Source organism: Mucilaginibacter rivuli, assembly GCF_019391655.1.
Lineage (GTDB): Bacteria > Bacteroidota > Bacteroidia > Sphingobacteriales > Sphingobacteriaceae > Mucilaginibacter > Mucilaginibacter rivuli.
The window spans coordinates 250,124-265,012 of record NZ_JAHXPQ010000001.1; the positions used below are offsets into that span (position 1 = coordinate 250,124).

At 43.5% G+C, this 14,889-nt stretch carries 12 protein-coding genes and 1 tRNA gene; 8 read left to right on the forward strand and 5 right to left on the reverse strand.

Annotated elements, in window-relative coordinates; genetic code table 11:
* The first annotated feature begins 5 nt into the window (after window positions 1–5).
* From KXQ82_RS01200 to KXQ82_RS01210, 3 genes are read left to right on the forward strand one after another with little or no spacing between them, the layout of a single operon-like run.
* Complete coding sequence (locus KXQ82_RS01200; protein WP_219486082.1) at window positions 6–1,514, forward strand: polyamine aminopropyltransferase; 1,509 nt, start codon at window positions 6–8, stop codon at window positions 1,512–1,514.
* Entirely contained in the window at window positions 1,492–3,162 is a 1,671-nt protein-coding gene (locus tag KXQ82_RS01205) for an FAD-dependent oxidoreductase (RefSeq protein WP_219486084.1), read from the forward strand. Before KXQ82_RS01200 ends, KXQ82_RS01205 begins: the two co-directional genes overlap by 23 nt.
* Complete coding sequence (locus KXQ82_RS01210; RefSeq protein WP_219486086.1) at window positions 3,152–4,237, forward strand: hypothetical protein; 1,086 nt, start codon at window positions 3,152–3,154, stop codon at window positions 4,235–4,237. The genes KXQ82_RS01205 and KXQ82_RS01210 overlap by 11 nt, the downstream gene beginning before the upstream one ends.
* Before the next feature lie 73 nt (window positions 4,238–4,310).
* Here the strand turns inward: KXQ82_RS01210 and KXQ82_RS01215 are convergent.
* A tRNA-Asp gene (locus KXQ82_RS01215) sits at window positions 4,311–4,387 on the reverse strand.
* A gap of 60 nt (window positions 4,388–4,447) precedes the next feature.
* Window positions 4,448–5,521, reverse strand: a complete 1,074-nt coding sequence (prfA, locus tag KXQ82_RS01220; protein ID WP_219486088.1) for a peptide chain release factor 1 — start codon at window positions 5,519–5,521, stop codon at window positions 4,448–4,450.
* A gap of 141 nt (window positions 5,522–5,662) precedes the next feature.
* On the opposite strand from prfA, the gene KXQ82_RS01225 reads away from it, so the two are divergent.
* Complete coding sequence (locus tag KXQ82_RS01225) at window positions 5,663–6,544, forward strand: glutamate--tRNA ligase family protein (RefSeq protein ID WP_219486089.1); 882 nt, start codon at window positions 5,663–5,665, stop codon at window positions 6,542–6,544.
* 12 nt (window positions 6,545–6,556) lie between these two features.
* On the opposite strand, the gene KXQ82_RS01230 is transcribed toward KXQ82_RS01225, so the two are convergent.
* Both KXQ82_RS01230 and KXQ82_RS01235 read right to left on the reverse strand, forming a co-directional pair.
* Window positions 6,557–7,318, reverse strand: coding sequence for a UDP-2,3-diacylglucosamine diphosphatase (locus tag KXQ82_RS01230; protein ID WP_219486090.1), 762 nt, complete (start codon window positions 7,316–7,318; stop codon window positions 6,557–6,559).
* 97 nt (window positions 7,319–7,415) lie between these two features.
* Entirely contained in the window at window positions 7,416–9,911 is a 2,496-nt protein-coding gene (locus KXQ82_RS01235) for a M14 family metallopeptidase (RefSeq protein ID WP_219486091.1), read from the reverse strand.
* A 94-nt stretch (window positions 9,912–10,005) separates the two neighbouring features.
* Here KXQ82_RS01235 and recQ point away from each other — a divergent pair, with 94 nt between their 5' ends.
* The 4 genes from recQ (at window position 10,006) to KXQ82_RS01255 (ending at window position 14,448) form a co-directional block, all read left to right on the forward strand.
* Window positions 10,006–12,159, forward strand: a complete 2,154-nt coding sequence (recQ, locus tag KXQ82_RS01240) for a DNA helicase RecQ (protein ID WP_219486092.1) — start codon at window positions 10,006–10,008, stop codon at window positions 12,157–12,159.
* Between the two features lie 166 nt (window positions 12,160–12,325).
* Complete coding sequence (locus tag KXQ82_RS01245; RefSeq protein ID WP_219486093.1) at window positions 12,326–13,627, forward strand: UDP-N-acetylmuramoyl-tripeptide--D-alanyl-D-alanine ligase; 1,302 nt, start codon at window positions 12,326–12,328, stop codon at window positions 13,625–13,627.
* A gap of 4 nt (window positions 13,628–13,631) precedes the next feature.
* Window positions 13,632–13,982, forward strand: a complete 351-nt coding sequence (locus KXQ82_RS01250) for a hypothetical protein (protein ID WP_219486095.1) — start codon at window positions 13,632–13,634, stop codon at window positions 13,980–13,982.
* On the forward strand, window positions 13,969–14,448 hold the full coding sequence (locus KXQ82_RS01255; RefSeq protein WP_219486097.1) for a hypothetical protein: 480 nt from the start codon (window positions 13,969–13,971) through the stop codon (window positions 14,446–14,448). Before KXQ82_RS01250 ends, KXQ82_RS01255 begins: the two co-directional genes overlap by 14 nt.
* Window positions 14,449–14,450: 2 nt before the next feature.
* Here KXQ82_RS01255 and KXQ82_RS01260 read toward each other — a convergent pair whose 3' ends face one another.
* A complete protein-coding gene (locus KXQ82_RS01260; RefSeq protein ID WP_219486099.1) occupies window positions 14,451–14,819 on the reverse strand; it encodes a methionine-R-sulfoxide reductase in 369 nt (122 codons plus the stop codon).
* Between the last annotated feature and the right edge of the window lie 70 nt (window positions 14,820–14,889).

Below are 14,889 nucleotides of genomic sequence, written 5' to 3' on the forward strand. Positions count from 1 at the left end.
TTGATATGAATAAAAAACTGCATGCCCTGCTGCTTATATCGGTATTTGTAGTAGCAACCTGCGGTCTGATCTATGAGTTGATAGCAGGAACGCTTGCCAGTTATCTGTTGGGCGATTCTGTTACGCAGTTTTCTACCATTATAGGAGCATATCTGTTTTCGATGGGTATAGGCTCATGGATATCCAAATACTTCGAAAAAAATATCATTTCATGGTTTATCCAGTTAGAGATATTGGTTGGCCTTGTTGGTGGCACCAGCTCTACCATTTTGTTTTTAGTATTTGAGAGTGTCGCGTCATTCCGCATTATACTTTACAGCCTTGTGGGTATAACAGGGGTATTAGTAGGGCTGGAAATTCCACTGCTGATGCGGATACTGAGAGACAGGTACGAGTTTAAGGATCTCGTTTCAAAAATATTTACGTTCGATTATATTGGTGCGCTGCTGGCATCTATTGTATTTCCGTTACTGCTAATACCTTATCTTGGGCTGGTAAAAACATCATACATGGTGGGTATCCTTAATGTTGGTGTGGCGCTCATTGTTTGTATCAGTTTTAAAAAAGAAATTAAGGCAGCAGTATATTTACAAACAAGTGCCATATTGAGTATGATGGCACTTTTAGTTGGCTTTGTATATGCAGGGGTTATTACTAATTTTTCGGAAAGCCTTACCTATGCGGATACCATAATCTACTCAAAAAGTACACCCTATCAACGGATTATACTTACCAAAAAAGGAAAAGTGCTGCGCCTTTTTTTAAATGGCAACCTGCAGTTTAGTTCAGATGATGAGTACCGGTATCACGAGGCACTAGTGCATCCAGGTTTGCAGGCTTTGCCTAATGCGCATAATGTATTGGTAATGGGTGGGGGCGATGGCCTTGCCGTGCGAGAAATATTGAAATACCCAAATATCCAAAGTGTAACGCTTGTTGATCTGGATAAAGGCATGACGGGTTTGTTTAAATCAAACCGGATGTTGTTGAATCTTAATAAAAGCTCGCTGTTATCACCTAAGGTAAAGGTAATTAATGCTGATGCCTTTAGCTGGTTGCGACAGGACAAAAAGAAGTTTGATTTTATGGTGATAGACTTCCCCGACCCATCAAACTATTCAGTTGGTAAATTATATACCAACTCATTTTATAAACTTGCTAAAACAGCTCTTGCATCCGGGGGGATCATGGTGATACAGGCTACATCGCCATACGTAGCGCCAAAATCATTTTGGACAGTTGATACTACCTTGCGTTCTGTAGGCTTTCATACTATACCTTATCACAACAATGTGCCATCGTTTGGTGAGTGGGGCTATATTATGGCAACAGAAAGCCTGGTATATAAAAAACCAACTACCTTTTTACCGGGGATGCGCTTTATCACCAAAGAGAGTCTTGACCTCATGTTTTATTTTCCAAAAGATATGGCAAAAGTGAAAACAGAAGTGAATAAGCTAAATAACCAGGTGCTGGTAAAATATTTTGAAGATGAATGGTCATCCGTTTTATAAAGGCGCTAATCTTTTAAGTGGATCGAACCGGCGATCATTCCTGCTTAAAGCGGGTATCATCACTACGGGTATTATGCTAAATGGCTGCCTGCGTAAGCTCAAGCCAAATACTCCTTATAAGAATATTACAGGCACTATAAAAGGCCCAAATGCAAAGGCGGGGCATATTTTGCGCGATAAGTTATCATTACCTGTATCAACAGGTACGCGCCAGGTTAAAACGCTTATTATTGGTAGCGGTATATCGGGCCTGTCGGCTGCGCGTTATTTAAAAATGCAGGGCCACCTTGATTTTGAATTACTGGAATTGGAAGATCACGTAGGCGGTAATGCACATTCAGGAAAAAACAATGTATCAGCATACCCGTTGGGAGCTCACTATATCACTATCGCTAATAACGAAGATACCTTGCTAACGGATTTTTTACAACATTGTGGTGTAATTACCGGTTTTGAAAATAACCTGCCTGTTTACAACGAGTACTATTTGTGTTTTGATCCGGAAGAGCGCCTGCTTATTAACGGGCAATGGCAGGAAGGTTTAGTGCCCGAGTTTGGCCTGAATAGCACAGACAAATTTGAGGTGAAAAAGTTTTTTACGCTGATAGAGCAGTTTAAAATGGCAAAAGGAAACGACGGTAAATATGCCTTTGATATCCCGATAGACAATAGTTCTGCCGATGACAGCTTCAGGGCCCTGGATAGAATAAGTTTTAAAACATATCTAAACCAGCAAAAATTAACCTCCAAATACTTGTTATGGTATGTAAATTACTGTTGTAAAGATGATTATGGGCAAAAAATAGATAAGATATCGGCTTGGGCCGGTTTGCATTACTTTGCATCGCGCAGGGGCAAAGCCGCCAACGCCGATGCAAATGCTGTTTTAACCTGGCCAGAAGGTAATGGCTGGCTAACAAAAAAACTGGAAGCCGATGTGAGCGGGCATGTACTTAAAAAGATTATGTGTTACAGCATCAGTTACAATCAGCAAGGTAAAGTTGTGGCAGGTATTTATAATATAACATCGGGCACAACAAGTACCATAGTTGCCGATAATGTTATTATGGCAACCCCACAGTTTATAAACCAAAGGTTGTTAAAAGAAGGCGTAACCAGGATTATGGATTACAGCAGCTTTAATTATTCGCCATGGTTTATTGCTAATATTACCGTTAATCATTTACCACAGGCAAAGGGAATGGGTTTATGTTGGGATAATGTTGCTTATGATACCCCATCTGTTGGTTATGTTAATGCAGGGCAGCAAACAATTAATATGGTTGACGAAAAAAGAGTTTTAACCTGGTACCTCCCATTATGTGATCATGAACCACGGGTGGCGCGTCTTGCAGCTTATACCCGCACTTATGAGCAGTGGATGGATATAATGATTCCGGAGTTAGAATATATGCATCCGGGCATTACAGAAGCCATTGAACATGTGGAATGCTGGATATGGGGACACGGCATGATATATCCGGCTGTAAATTACATTTGGGGGCCAAACAGGGATGCGGCTAAACAACCGGTTAATAATACCCTGTTTTTTGCACATACAGATCTGAGTGGAATATCGATATTTGAAGAAGCATTTCACCAGGGTATCCGTGCCGCTAAACAGGTTTTGGCTATTTATGGAAAGTAAGCCAATATATAAACAGCCCTGGCTGCATTCGGCAGTTATTGACGGGATATTTATACTATCGCCTCCGTTCATTGCCTTATTGTTGGTTATTTGTTTCCCAAGCCGGTTTCAGGTAACAACTACCATCCCGGTTTATTATTGGCTTTTTCTGGTTGTTTTTATAGATGTGGCCCATGTGTACAGTACCCTTTATCGTACCTATTTTAATAGCAGGGCATATAAAACAAACACGCTGTTAATTATAGTACCAATTGCATGTTATATAGGCGGCGTTTTACTGCATAGTTATGATGGTATGCTGTTTTGGCGCATCCTTGCCTATCTTGCTGTTTTCCATTTTGTGAGGCAGCAATATGGTTTTATGCGCTTATATTCCAGGCAAGAGAGGGGCAGTTACTGGTTCAGACTTATCGATAAACTGGCTATTTATTCGGCAACAGTTTATCCATTATTTTATTGGCATTTTGGAGATAAGAGAAACTTTAGCTGGTTTGTAGAGAACGACATCTTATCCTATTCTTCACCCTCATTACAGGCCCTGGGCTTTATGGTTTACCTTGTAATAATAGTGCTTTACTTAATTAAAGAGGGCATTTATATAATCAATACCAAAATTATTAACTGGCCGCGAAATATCCTGATAGCAGGCACCTTTTTCTCATGGTATTTCGGCATAATTTACTTTAACGGAGACCTGGCCTTTACTACGCTAAATGTGATCTCGCATGGGGTTCCGTATATGACCCTGATATGGGTGTTTGAGAAAAAAAGGTACAAAAAAAGTAAAATCAAAGAGAGCATCATTTTAAAGAATACTTTTGGCCGGTATAGTGGCGTGCTGTTTTTTATTATGCTATTGATTTTTTTGGCCTACCTGGAAGAGGGCTTGTGGGACGGGATGATATGGAAAGAGCATGGAAGCGTGTTCGGGATATTTACATCATTACCCACAATACGCAACGAGCAGGTGTTATCACTTTTGGTACCGTTACTTGCCTTGCCTCAATCTACCCATTATGTGCTTGATGGTTTTATATGGAAGATCAAAAGCACATCAACTCATATGTGTAGTTAAGGATACATTTTTGCTCTTTAAACAAAAAACGCTTAAATCATTTGATTTAAGCGTTTTTAGGGAATAAACCCTTTGGCGGAATGGACGGGACTCGAACCCGCGACCCCATGCGTGACAGGCATGTATTCTAACCAGCTGAACTACCACTCCGTGTTTGGGATTGCAAATATAGGGTCTTAATTTCAATCCGCAAATAAATTTTAAAATTCTTTATGCAATGCTTCCTTCCTGCAGTTTTTCGGCGTTCTCGGCAAACTGTAGGGCTTCCATTATTTCTAATAAATTACCGTTCATTACTTCGGGTAAGTTATAGATAGTGAGGCCAATGCGGTGCTCGGTAACACGCCCTTGCGGATAATTGTAGGTGCGTATCTTTGCTGAACGGTCACCTGTTGATACCATCGTTTTTCTTTTCTTCGATATTTCTTCGAGGTGCTTTTGAAGCTCCATTTCGTAAATACGCGAGCGTAAAACGCCTAAAGCCTTGTCATAATTCTTCAATTGCGACTTTTGATCCTGGCATTGTGCTACTATCCCGGTAGGGATGTGCGTTAACCTTACGGCCGAATAGGTGGTATTTACCGATTGTCCGCCTGGCCCCGAAGCGCAGAACAGATCTTTACGGATATCGTTTACATGGATCTCCACGTCAAACTCATCAGCTTCGGGTAAAACCACTACCGATGCAGCCGAAGTGTGTACACGGCCCTGTGTTTCCGTGTCAGGTACACGTTGTACCCGGTGTACACCCGATTCAAATTTTAGCGTACCATAAGCATCCTCAGCATTCACGTTAAAAATGATCTCCTTGTAGCCACCCGCGGTACCTTCGGTATAATCAACCAGCTCGGTTTTCCAGCCTTGCTTTTCGCAGAAGCGGATATAAGCACGGTATAAATCGCCGGCAAACAACGCGGCCTCATCGCCACCTGTGCCACCACGTATCTCAACAATAGCATTACGGCTATCTTCCGGATCTTTAGGTATTAGCATCAACCGGATTTTTTCTTCCAGCTCAGTTTGCTGTGGTAATAGTTCATCCAGTTCGGCTTTAGCCATCTCCCTAAAGTCGGGATCTTTTTCTGTAGCCAAAATTTCGCGGTTAGCTTCAATGTTGCTCATCACGTTGGCATACACGGTGTACTCTTCAACAACCTTGGTCAGGTCTTTATATTCCTTATTCATCGCGGCAAAGCGTTTCATATCCTTCATAATATCCGGACTGCTTAACTCGCGTTCAACATCTTGCCAGCGTTCTTTTATCGCTTCTAACTTATCTAACATGTTATTTTGAAATTGTTATTGCGTTATATTGGTATCAATAACCTATACCTAATACTACAAATAATATGCAAAAGTACAGAATTTAAGTAATAAACGTATTTTGCATGCCAATTAGGCATAATCCCGATATCAGTCAACCAAATGCAACAAGCAAAGGCTATTTTTAATAAAACACGTATAGCGCCAACTCCAAGCGGGTTTTTACATTTGGGGAATGCGCTGTCGTTCGCCATCACTGCTGCGTTGGCCCATAAAACAGGGGCTAAAATATTACTCCGCATTGACGACCTCGACCAGGCCCGCATGCGCAGCGAATATGTTCAGGATATTTTTGATACCCTTAATTTTTTAGAGATATCCTGGCACGAAGGTCCGCGCGATATGGGCGATTTTAACAAACATTGGTCGCAAGTGCAGCGGTTGGGTCTATACAACAATGCGCTTAACCGTCTGAAACAAAGCAACAGTATATTCGCCTGTAGTTGCTCGCGCGCCGATATCCCCGAAAGCGGAATTTATCCCGGTACTTGCCTTAATAAAGGATTGCCCTTAGATACCCCTAATACCAGTTGGCGCTTTAAAACTGATAGTAATCCCATCGCTGTTCGCACATTTCCTTCCGGGATAGTAAATTCCAGGCTTTCGCCGGATATGCGATATTTCATTGTACGGAAAAGGGATGGCTACCCTGCGTACCAGTTAGCATCGTTGGTTGATGACCTTCATTTCGGCATCGATCTCATCATTCGCGGACAGGATCTTTGGCCTTCAACGCTTGCGCAGTTACAACTGGCAAACAGGCTTGATGAAAATGCATTTGTTAACACAAATTTTTACCATCATCCATTGCTAATGGCCGATGGTAATAAAAAGCTATCAAAATCTGCAGGGGATACTTCTATCAAATATCTGATAGAACAGGGTAAAAATGCAGCAGATATTTATACAATGATAGCTGCCCATACCGGGGAGGAACAAAGAGTTAATAACTGGCTGGAACTATCACATCTTTTGGGATCATAGCTGATATCGATGTCAGATTTCCGACCTCTTCTCAAAATATTCCAACTTCAGCTCTTCGCCATCAAAAACGGCATAGCTAAAATGGTTAAGCCAATCGCCGAGGTTAATGTAGCGGCTTTTGTCGTTGAGTTGGATATCAAGTGGGAGGTGCCTGTGGCCAAAAATAAGGTAATCAAAAAAACGGGCTTGCAGCACTTCGCGTGAGTAGGTCACCAGCCATTCCTGCTCCAATACTTTACGTACTTCGTTATTCCCCTGTACCACTTTACTTCGGTGCGACCAGTGGTTTGCTACGCCTACGCCCAAATTTGGGTGTATCCGTTCAAATAGCCATTGGCAAATTTTACTGCGGAAAAACTTTTTCAACATTTTATACTTGGCATCGCCCGGGCCAAGGCCATCACCATGGTGCAGGTAAAACTTTTTACCGTTTCGCTCAATCTCCAGTTCGTTAGTAATGATTGTGGCATTAAACTCTTGTTGAAAATACTCGAACATCCACATATCATGGTTGCCTTTAAACATGTAGAGTTTAATGCCCGCATCGGTAAGCTCGGCAAGTTTGCCTAAAAAACGCACATATCCTTTTGGTACTACGGTAGTATATTCAAACCAAAAATCAAATACATCGCCCATCAAAAACACCTCGGTGGCATCGGCTTTTATTATATCCAGCCACCGCACTAATTTATCTTCACGCTCACGACTGGTGGCGTAGTTGGGCACTCCCAAATGAAAATCAGACGCGAAGTAAAGTTTATGGCGGTTACTCATGGTTGCCAAAAGTAATTATTTTGTTGTTAGTTTTTAAGGGTAGTGTAGCAGCACATCCGTCAAACCCGATATCGAAATTCAGACATCCGAAATTAACTTACTTCCCAACCATAAATACCGCGTTGCTGAATAACAGCTTACCATTCTCCCAAAAACTGCGGAAAAGCGGATCATCTGCCATATAAATAATACTGCCCCGGCCCGATGATTGTACACCCAAAAGCATACCCTCGCTTAATTTAGCTTTGGTTTTCTGGCCAACAAAACCGGCCTGGTAGGCGTCTTTTTTTATAGTGCCTACGTTCCAGTCGCCATCGCCAAGGTAGTCGTACAGGTCGTCGCCCTGCTTAAGCGAATAATAGAATTTGGGCAGCCCATATGCCAGCGGGTGGGTATTATCTAAACTCAGCTTATAGATAGCGCCCGGGATGCTGCTTTTAAGGGCCTCGCGGTCACGGTCTTCATAAGGTATCAGGTCTTTTGCTGTAGTGGTTTTCTTGTCATCCTTTTTCTCGGTAGTTTTGCTTTTGATGTTAAAGCCTTTTTTATCAATAAGGCTGCTTACCGCATTTTCCATGGCTATCAGTTTGCCGCCATCGCGTATCCAGGCCTGTATCTTTTCGAGAGGCGCATTGTCATATCCGCCATCGGGTAATATAGCCACATCAAAATCGCTCCACTTAATGCGGTTCAGATCCTGTAGCCGAACAACAGTTACAGGGTAACCAATTTGCTGCTCAAATAAATGCCAAACCTCGCCCACGCTACCCGAGCTTACACCATCCCCTGCCACCAGCATAATGCGTGGCCTGGTAATATAGCGTATCTGCGCCGAGCCAAAATCGGCACCCTTATCTACAAAGCCGCTGGCAAGCGCGGTAAGGCTACGGCCAAACTTTAAGGCGGTTTGCTGTATCAACTGGTCAAAGTTGGTTTGCGTGTTCCCTGCATGGGTAATAATAAGCGAGCCTGCATCAAATGATTTTCCCGCTGCAGTAAAAGGCCGCTCTGCATAGCGCACTTTTATATTCAGTTTTAGCAAGGCCGCCAAAAAGCGTACATCTGCCATCGATTTCCATTGCGATACATAAGCGTAAGGGTGGTCGGTAGCAATAGGTTTCTCGGGCGTAACCGGCATAGCTGATGCCTGGAATTTTACGCTTTGTTTTAAACCATAGGTTTTTAAGCCATAAGCATAAGGCAGGGCCCAGGCGGTAATATCATAGGTATTACTATCGGTCATGAAGGTTTTTGGCTCAAACAATACGCTCAGCAAAACCGATTTTGGCTGGTGCGCATCTATCACCAGATCTTTAGCATCAATAGCGAAATTTTCGGTAGCGCCGGTAAAATAGTTAAAGCCGGGGCCATTTGCTGTACCACCAAAACCATATTGTATGCCGTTGCGGTCGAGCAGTTGGGCAAGGGTCTCTATTTTATCTGTATTATCATTTTTTATCACGTAGCCTTTGAAGTCGCCTGCAGGGCTATTTACACTATTACTAAAAAATTTTTTAAACTCACCTAGCAGTTTGGGCGCATTTGCCGATGCGGTTTCAACCGTACTTAGCCCGCTGGTAATATGGTGGTTAATACGTTGGCCCAGCGTAAGTGTATCGCCATCGCGGGTGGCAATGCCCAGGCCCGCTGCAATACCACCCTGCTCATACGTCATCCCGATAGCGCCGTTGTATAATGGGTACGTATCGCCGTATGATGGGTATAACAAGTCAAACTCTTCTTTGGTAAAATACATCCAGTTGTTAAGGTCAAAGTATTTGGCGTTGTTTTTACCAATGGTGATCTGAAAATCCTTTTGCCATTGCGTAATCACTTTATGAAAAGGCTCGGCAGCAGGAGCAAAGTAATAAGGGTTATTATAACCTTGCTCATGGAAATCGACATGTATTTGTGGCAGCCAATGGTTGTATAGCGCCAGCCTGGCCTGTGTTTCTTTTTGTGTTTGCCATGCCCAGTCGCGGTTAAGGTCAAAATAATAATGGTTTACGCGCCCGCCCGGCCATGGCTCAAAATGCTCGCGCGATGATGGGTTGTCATCGGGCACGGCGCTGTGTATGGGGTTATAAAAGTTAACATAGCGGTCGCGGCCATCGGGATTAAGGCAGGGATCAATTACCACAATGGTATTAACAAGCCATTTTTTGGCTTCGGCGTTATCGGGATTTGCCAAAATATATGCGGTTTGCATGGCGGCTTCGCTGCTGCTGGGCTCGTTGCCGTGTACGTTATAACTTAGCCAAACAATAGCCGGGCCGTTGGTATTAGCGGTGCCGCTTTCAAGCCCCGCAATGCGCAGGTTATTTTTGCGTATTTCTTCCAGGTTATTAATATTGGCCTCGGTGCCAATATATGCCGCAAAGAGTGGCCTGTTCTCATTGGTGCTGCCAAAGGGTAATACTTTTATGTTTTTTGATGCCTGCCCTAAATATAAAAAGTAATCAACTATGCGGTAATGCGGGGTAAACTGGCTACCCAAATCATAACCTAAAAACTCTGATGGTGATTTTAGCTTTTGTGCGAAACCATTAAAAAACAGGCAGACAAATAGTGCAAGGAAGAGGTATTTTTTCATTTCAGCTCATGTGACAAGCTAATCTAAAAAAGATTTATCAAAAAAAGCATTATAGCGTACATAAACATGCCTGCAGATATTAACTTTACCGTGAATGACCACCCACGAAGCACTGCATAAATATTTTGGTTACAACGGTTTCCGCCACGAGCAGGAAGCCATTATCAATAATGTAATTAAACAACAGGATACGCTGGTGCTGATGCCTACCGGGGGCGGTAAATCAATTTGCTACCAGTTACCCGCTGTGATGTTTGATGGTTTAACGGTAGTGATATCACCATTGATAGCCTTGATGAAGGACCAGGTTGACGCGTTGAACATTAACGGCATCAAAGCGGCATTCCTCAACTCATCACAAAATGAGGGTGAGCAGCGGGTGCTTATCCAGCAATTACGTAATAACGAGATCAAACTTTTATACCTCGCGCCTGAGCGGCTGTTCAGCTCCGAGAGCCGTTTGATCGATTTCCTCAAAACATTAAAAGTTTCGCTCATCGCGATAGATGAGGCGCACTGTATATCGCACTGGGGACATGATTTCAGGCCCGAATACCTGATGCTGGCCGGACTGAAAATATCATTCCCCAACATACCGGTAATTGCTTTAACCGCTACGGCGGATAAGATCACACGAAACGATATCCTCGATAAACTTAACCTGAACGATCCGGCTGTATTTATCTCCTCGTTCGACAGGCATAACATCAGTTACCGCATATCCCCCAAAAGGAAAAGCTTCGACCAGTTGCTTGACTTTTTAGATACGCATAAAGATGAATCGGGTATTATTTATTGCTTATCGCGACAATCGACCGAAAAGCTTGCGCAAGATCTGCGCGATGAGGGTTTCCAGGCAGAGGCTTACCATGCGGGGTTAGACCGCGCTACCAAAGACAAAAACCAGGAAGCTTTTTTACGCGATGAGGTAAAGATCATCGTCGCTACCATCGCTTTCGGGATGGGTATTAACAAAAGCAACGTACGCTATGTGGTGCACATGGACCTGCCCAAAAACATTGAAGGCTATTACCAGGAAACAGGCCGCGCCGGGCGTGATGGTTTGTCGAGCGAGGCCCTGCTGTTCTTCTCATACGGTGATGCCGAAAAGCTGAAAGGCTTTGCCAAAGTAGAAGGTAACGAAGAGCAAAGCAGGATCATGCTGAAAAAGCTGGATGATATGGTACGCTTTTGCCAGTTGCACACCTGCCGGCGCCAGTTTTTGTTGCGATACTTTGATGAACAGGCCCCCGACCATTGCGGCGCCTGCGATGTATGCCTGAGCGATGTAGAAAAGATAGATGGTACAGTGATAGCGCAAAAACTGTTTTCGGCTATAGCCCGCACCGGCGAAAGCTTTGGGATGGGTTATATCATTGAATTTTTGCGCGGCTCAAAAAGCGAAAAGATCCGCGAAAGCCATAAACAGCTCAAAACCTACGGCATTGGTGCCGATATCAGCAAAGCCGACTGGCAGCAATACATTCGCGAACTGATGGCGCAGGATTACATCAACATTGAAGGCGACCCGTACCCGATATTAAAACTGCAGCCCAAAGCATCATTGGTACTCAAAGGGCAACAGGAAGTGTTACTCACCAAAATACAGGTTATCCACGAGCGGGAAACACCACAATTTGCGTTGCCGTATGAAGCCGGTTTATTGGCCGAATTGAAACAAATACGAACTACAATTGCCAACAGGGAAAATGTACCACCCTATATCATTTTATCGGATGCCGGCTTGCAGGAAATGGCTACCTATTTGCCGCAGGAGCTGAGCGAACTAAGGCAAATATCCGGCTTTGGCGATGTAAAGCTTGCCCGCTATGGCGAGGCATTCAGCACGGCGATAGTTAGTTATTGTAAGCAGCATGATCTTACGTCTAAAATAAGTCTGAAATCTCCCAAAAAGGAACGTAAGGCAAAATCATCATCAGGCCCGAACAATACACAGCGCGAAAGTTTCACCCTGTTTAAAGCTGGCATGGCTGTGGGTGAAATAGCCAAAGTGCGTGGTTTATCAACCGTTACGATAGAGGGCCACCTCAGCATTTTTGTAAAAAGCGGCGAGATCGATGTATCGGAAATTACCGCTCCTGAAAAAATACCCGCCATTAAAAATGCAATTGAAAGTTATGGCGATGCTCAGTTAAGTCCGTTAAAAGAAGTTTTGGGCGAGGGCTACAGTTACGGTGAGATAAAAGCCGTAATAGCCTGGATGCAGGGGATGAAAGAAAATAAATAGTATGTTTTTATTCCCCTCTTGAGAGGGGGCGCGAAGGGTAAGCGCGGTAGCAGGGGTGTGTTATTTGCCTTGCATTACTTATATAACACACCCCTCCGCCCCTCTCAAGAGGGGAATCGCACAAGGCCATGCTTTTTTACTGATTTTTTTTATACTTGTACAACAAATGACCATCGAACAACTATACGCTATCTATCAACAATACCCGGTTATCAGCACCGATACCCGCAAAATAGCACCGGGGAGTATATTCTTCGCCCTTAAAGGCGATAAGTTTGATGCCAATACCTTTGCAGAACAAGCCATTGCCGCGGGTGCTGCTTATGCCGTTATTGATAACCCGGCCTATCAAACATCCGATAAACAAATACTGGTTAATGATGTGCTTACTACCTTGCAAGAGTTAGCTAAATATCATCGCAGCCAACTGCAAATCCCGGTTATCGGGCTAACCGGATCTAACGGGAAAACCACTACTAAAGAGCTTATTAATTCCGTGTTATCGCAACACTATAAAACCTATGCCACCATTGGCAACCTGAACAACCATATTGGTGTGCCTTTAACTTTGCTTGCCATAAAAAGCGATGTTGAGGTAGCTATTGTTGAGATGGGTGCCAATCACCAAAAGGAGATTGAATTACTGAGCAATATTTGCCAGCCTACACACGGACTGATCACCAACGTAGGCCGCGCCCACCTGGAGGGTTTTGGCGGCCGTGAGGGTGTTAAAAAAGGCAAAGGCGAGCTATTCGACTACCTCAAAACAAGCAAGGGTGTAGCATTTGTAAATGCGGATAGCGAAGTGCTGCTTGATATGGTAAAAGAGCGTTCGATGCAAAATGTGGTTTATTATGGTGCTGATGAAGCCAATGCCGTATCGGGTAAGCTCATCGAAAATTCGCCTTTCCTGAAACTGCAATGGAAACTGAAGGAGAGCACTTATCATATAGCCCAATCGCAACTTACGGGGGCTTATAATTTGGATAATATTCTGGCGGCAATATGCATCGGGCATTACTTTAAGCTATCCGAAGAGGAGCTGAACCGCGGTATTGAAAACTATGCACCAACCAATAACCGGTCGCAAATTGTGACAACGGAAACCAACACCCTGATATGCGATTACTACAATGCCAACCCCAGCAGTATGCTGGTAGCCATTGAAAATGTGGGACTTTTGGATTTTCCACATAAAATATTGATTTTAGGGGACATGTTTGAACTGGGTGATGAAAGCCCCGCCGAGCATACCGCTATAATTAACAAAGCTATGGTTACCCCTGTTGATGAACGTATTTTTATTGGTGAAGAATTTTATCGCCAAAAGGGTGAAACAAATGCCATATTTTTCCGTGATGCGGATGAAGCCATAACCGCCCTGAAAGCGCAGCCTGTTAAAAATGCTACTGTATTAATAAAAGGTTCGCGGGGTATGGCATTGGAACGTTTAGTCAACCTGTTTTAGCCGAATGATAAAAGCCCGCCGTATATCTAAAGGAAAATTAACGCTTATTGTATTTAGCGCCTTACTGCCTGTAAATTTTTTGGCCATGGTATGCGTGGGCTGGAATGACCAGGGCGCAATGGAGAACGGTTTTATTGTAAGCACAAGCAGGGCTATTGATAATATCATCCTGTTCCCGATGCATGCGATTGAGCGGGTATTTCACCTGGAGCCTTTTGCCGATACACTCTTTTTTATTTTTGATATTATTTGCCTTGCCTTGTGGGCGGTGCTGCTGGTATCGGTTTTTAGATTTTTCCAGCAGAAAACACAAAAGCCAAAACCCAAAAAGCGGAGTACACATGAAAGCGTTTAAGATTACCATAGCAATTGCCATTTGTTTTGGCCTATTGGCATTTACGGCTAAGCCATTTCAAACCAGTTTAAGCGCGCAACTGATTGGCGAATGGCGCAATTTTTATGTTAAGATAAAAGCGACATCGTTAAAAACAGGTAAAGTAAACATAATGGAGGCCGATAGCGCTAATTGGCAAACCCGTTTAGGTATTAAACCCATCCGCACCTATTTTAAAGCAGATGGCACTTATTACTCTGAGTACCGTAACCTGAAAGACAGTATTTTTAAAGCGCCATCCGGCACCTGGTTCATTAAAGGCGATTCTGTTACGATGGAACAGTTAAAGCCTGCTAAAACCACCCTGAAAATGAAACTCAGCATTGCCAATAACAAGGCTACCTTTAACGGGATGATAGACTTTGACGGCGACGGCGTAGCTAATGATGATTATTTTGGTGTACAGAAAAAGTTTACTGCGCAGTAATATCAAGCCTCATCAGGCACAAACTTCATCGACAGCGAGTTTACACAATGCCTTGTATTCTTCGGGGTAAACCTTTCCCCTTCAAACACGTGGCCCAAATGCGCATCGCAATTGGCGCAAACGATCTCCACACGGCGGCCATCGGCATCCAGCACACGTTTTACCGCGCCGGGTATCTCATCATCAAAGCTTGGCCAGCCGCAATGCGAATCGAACTTATCTGCCGATTTGTATAACGGCGAATTACACCTGCGGCACTCATAAACGCCGGGCACTTTATTGTTGGTATACTCCCCGGTGTATGGCCTTTCGGTTCCTTTGTGAACGATAACGTATTCTTCTTCGGGGGTTAGTTTATTGTAGTTTGACATATTGATTGAATGATTGATTTATTGAATGATCGATTTAATCATTTATATAAATATACGGTTTAGTCGGGTT

What these genes read in the sequence shown, in the direction of transcription:
- KXQ82_RS01200 (WP_219486082.1), top strand. Translation starts at nt 6, where the DNA reads ATGAATAAAAAACTGCATGCCCTGCTGCTTATATCGGTATTTGTAGTA.
- KXQ82_RS01205 (WP_219486084.1), top strand. Translation starts at nt 1,492, where the DNA reads ATGAATGGTCATCCGTTTTATAAAGGCGCTAATCTTTTAAGTGGATCG.
- KXQ82_RS01210 (WP_219486086.1), top strand. Translation starts at nt 3,152, where the DNA reads ATGGAAAGTAAGCCAATATATAAACAGCCCTGGCTGCATTCGGCAGTT.
- prfA (WP_219486088.1), bottom strand. Translation starts at nt 5,521, where the DNA reads ATGTTAGATAAGTTAGAAGCGATAAAAGAACGCTGGCAAGATGTTGAA.
- KXQ82_RS01225 (WP_219486089.1), top strand. Translation starts at nt 5,663, where the DNA reads ATGCAACAAGCAAAGGCTATTTTTAATAAAACACGTATAGCGCCAACT.
- KXQ82_RS01230 (WP_219486090.1), bottom strand. Translation starts at nt 7,318, where the DNA reads ATGAGTAACCGCCATAAACTTTACTTCGCGTCTGATTTTCATTTGGGA.
- KXQ82_RS01235 (WP_219486091.1), bottom strand. Translation starts at nt 9,911, where the DNA reads ATGAAAAAATACCTCTTCCTTGCACTATTTGTCTGCCTGTTTTTTAAT.
- recQ (WP_219486092.1), top strand. Translation starts at nt 10,006, where the DNA reads ATGACCACCCACGAAGCACTGCATAAATATTTTGGTTACAACGGTTTC.
- KXQ82_RS01245 (WP_219486093.1), top strand. Translation starts at nt 12,326, where the DNA reads ATGACCATCGAACAACTATACGCTATCTATCAACAATACCCGGTTATC.
- KXQ82_RS01250 (WP_219486095.1), top strand. Translation starts at nt 13,632, where the DNA reads ATGATAAAAGCCCGCCGTATATCTAAAGGAAAATTAACGCTTATTGTA.
- KXQ82_RS01255 (WP_219486097.1), top strand. Translation starts at nt 13,969, where the DNA reads ATGAAAGCGTTTAAGATTACCATAGCAATTGCCATTTGTTTTGGCCTA.
- KXQ82_RS01260 (WP_219486099.1), bottom strand. Translation starts at nt 14,819, where the DNA reads ATGTCAAACTACAATAAACTAACCCCCGAAGAAGAATACGTTATCGTT.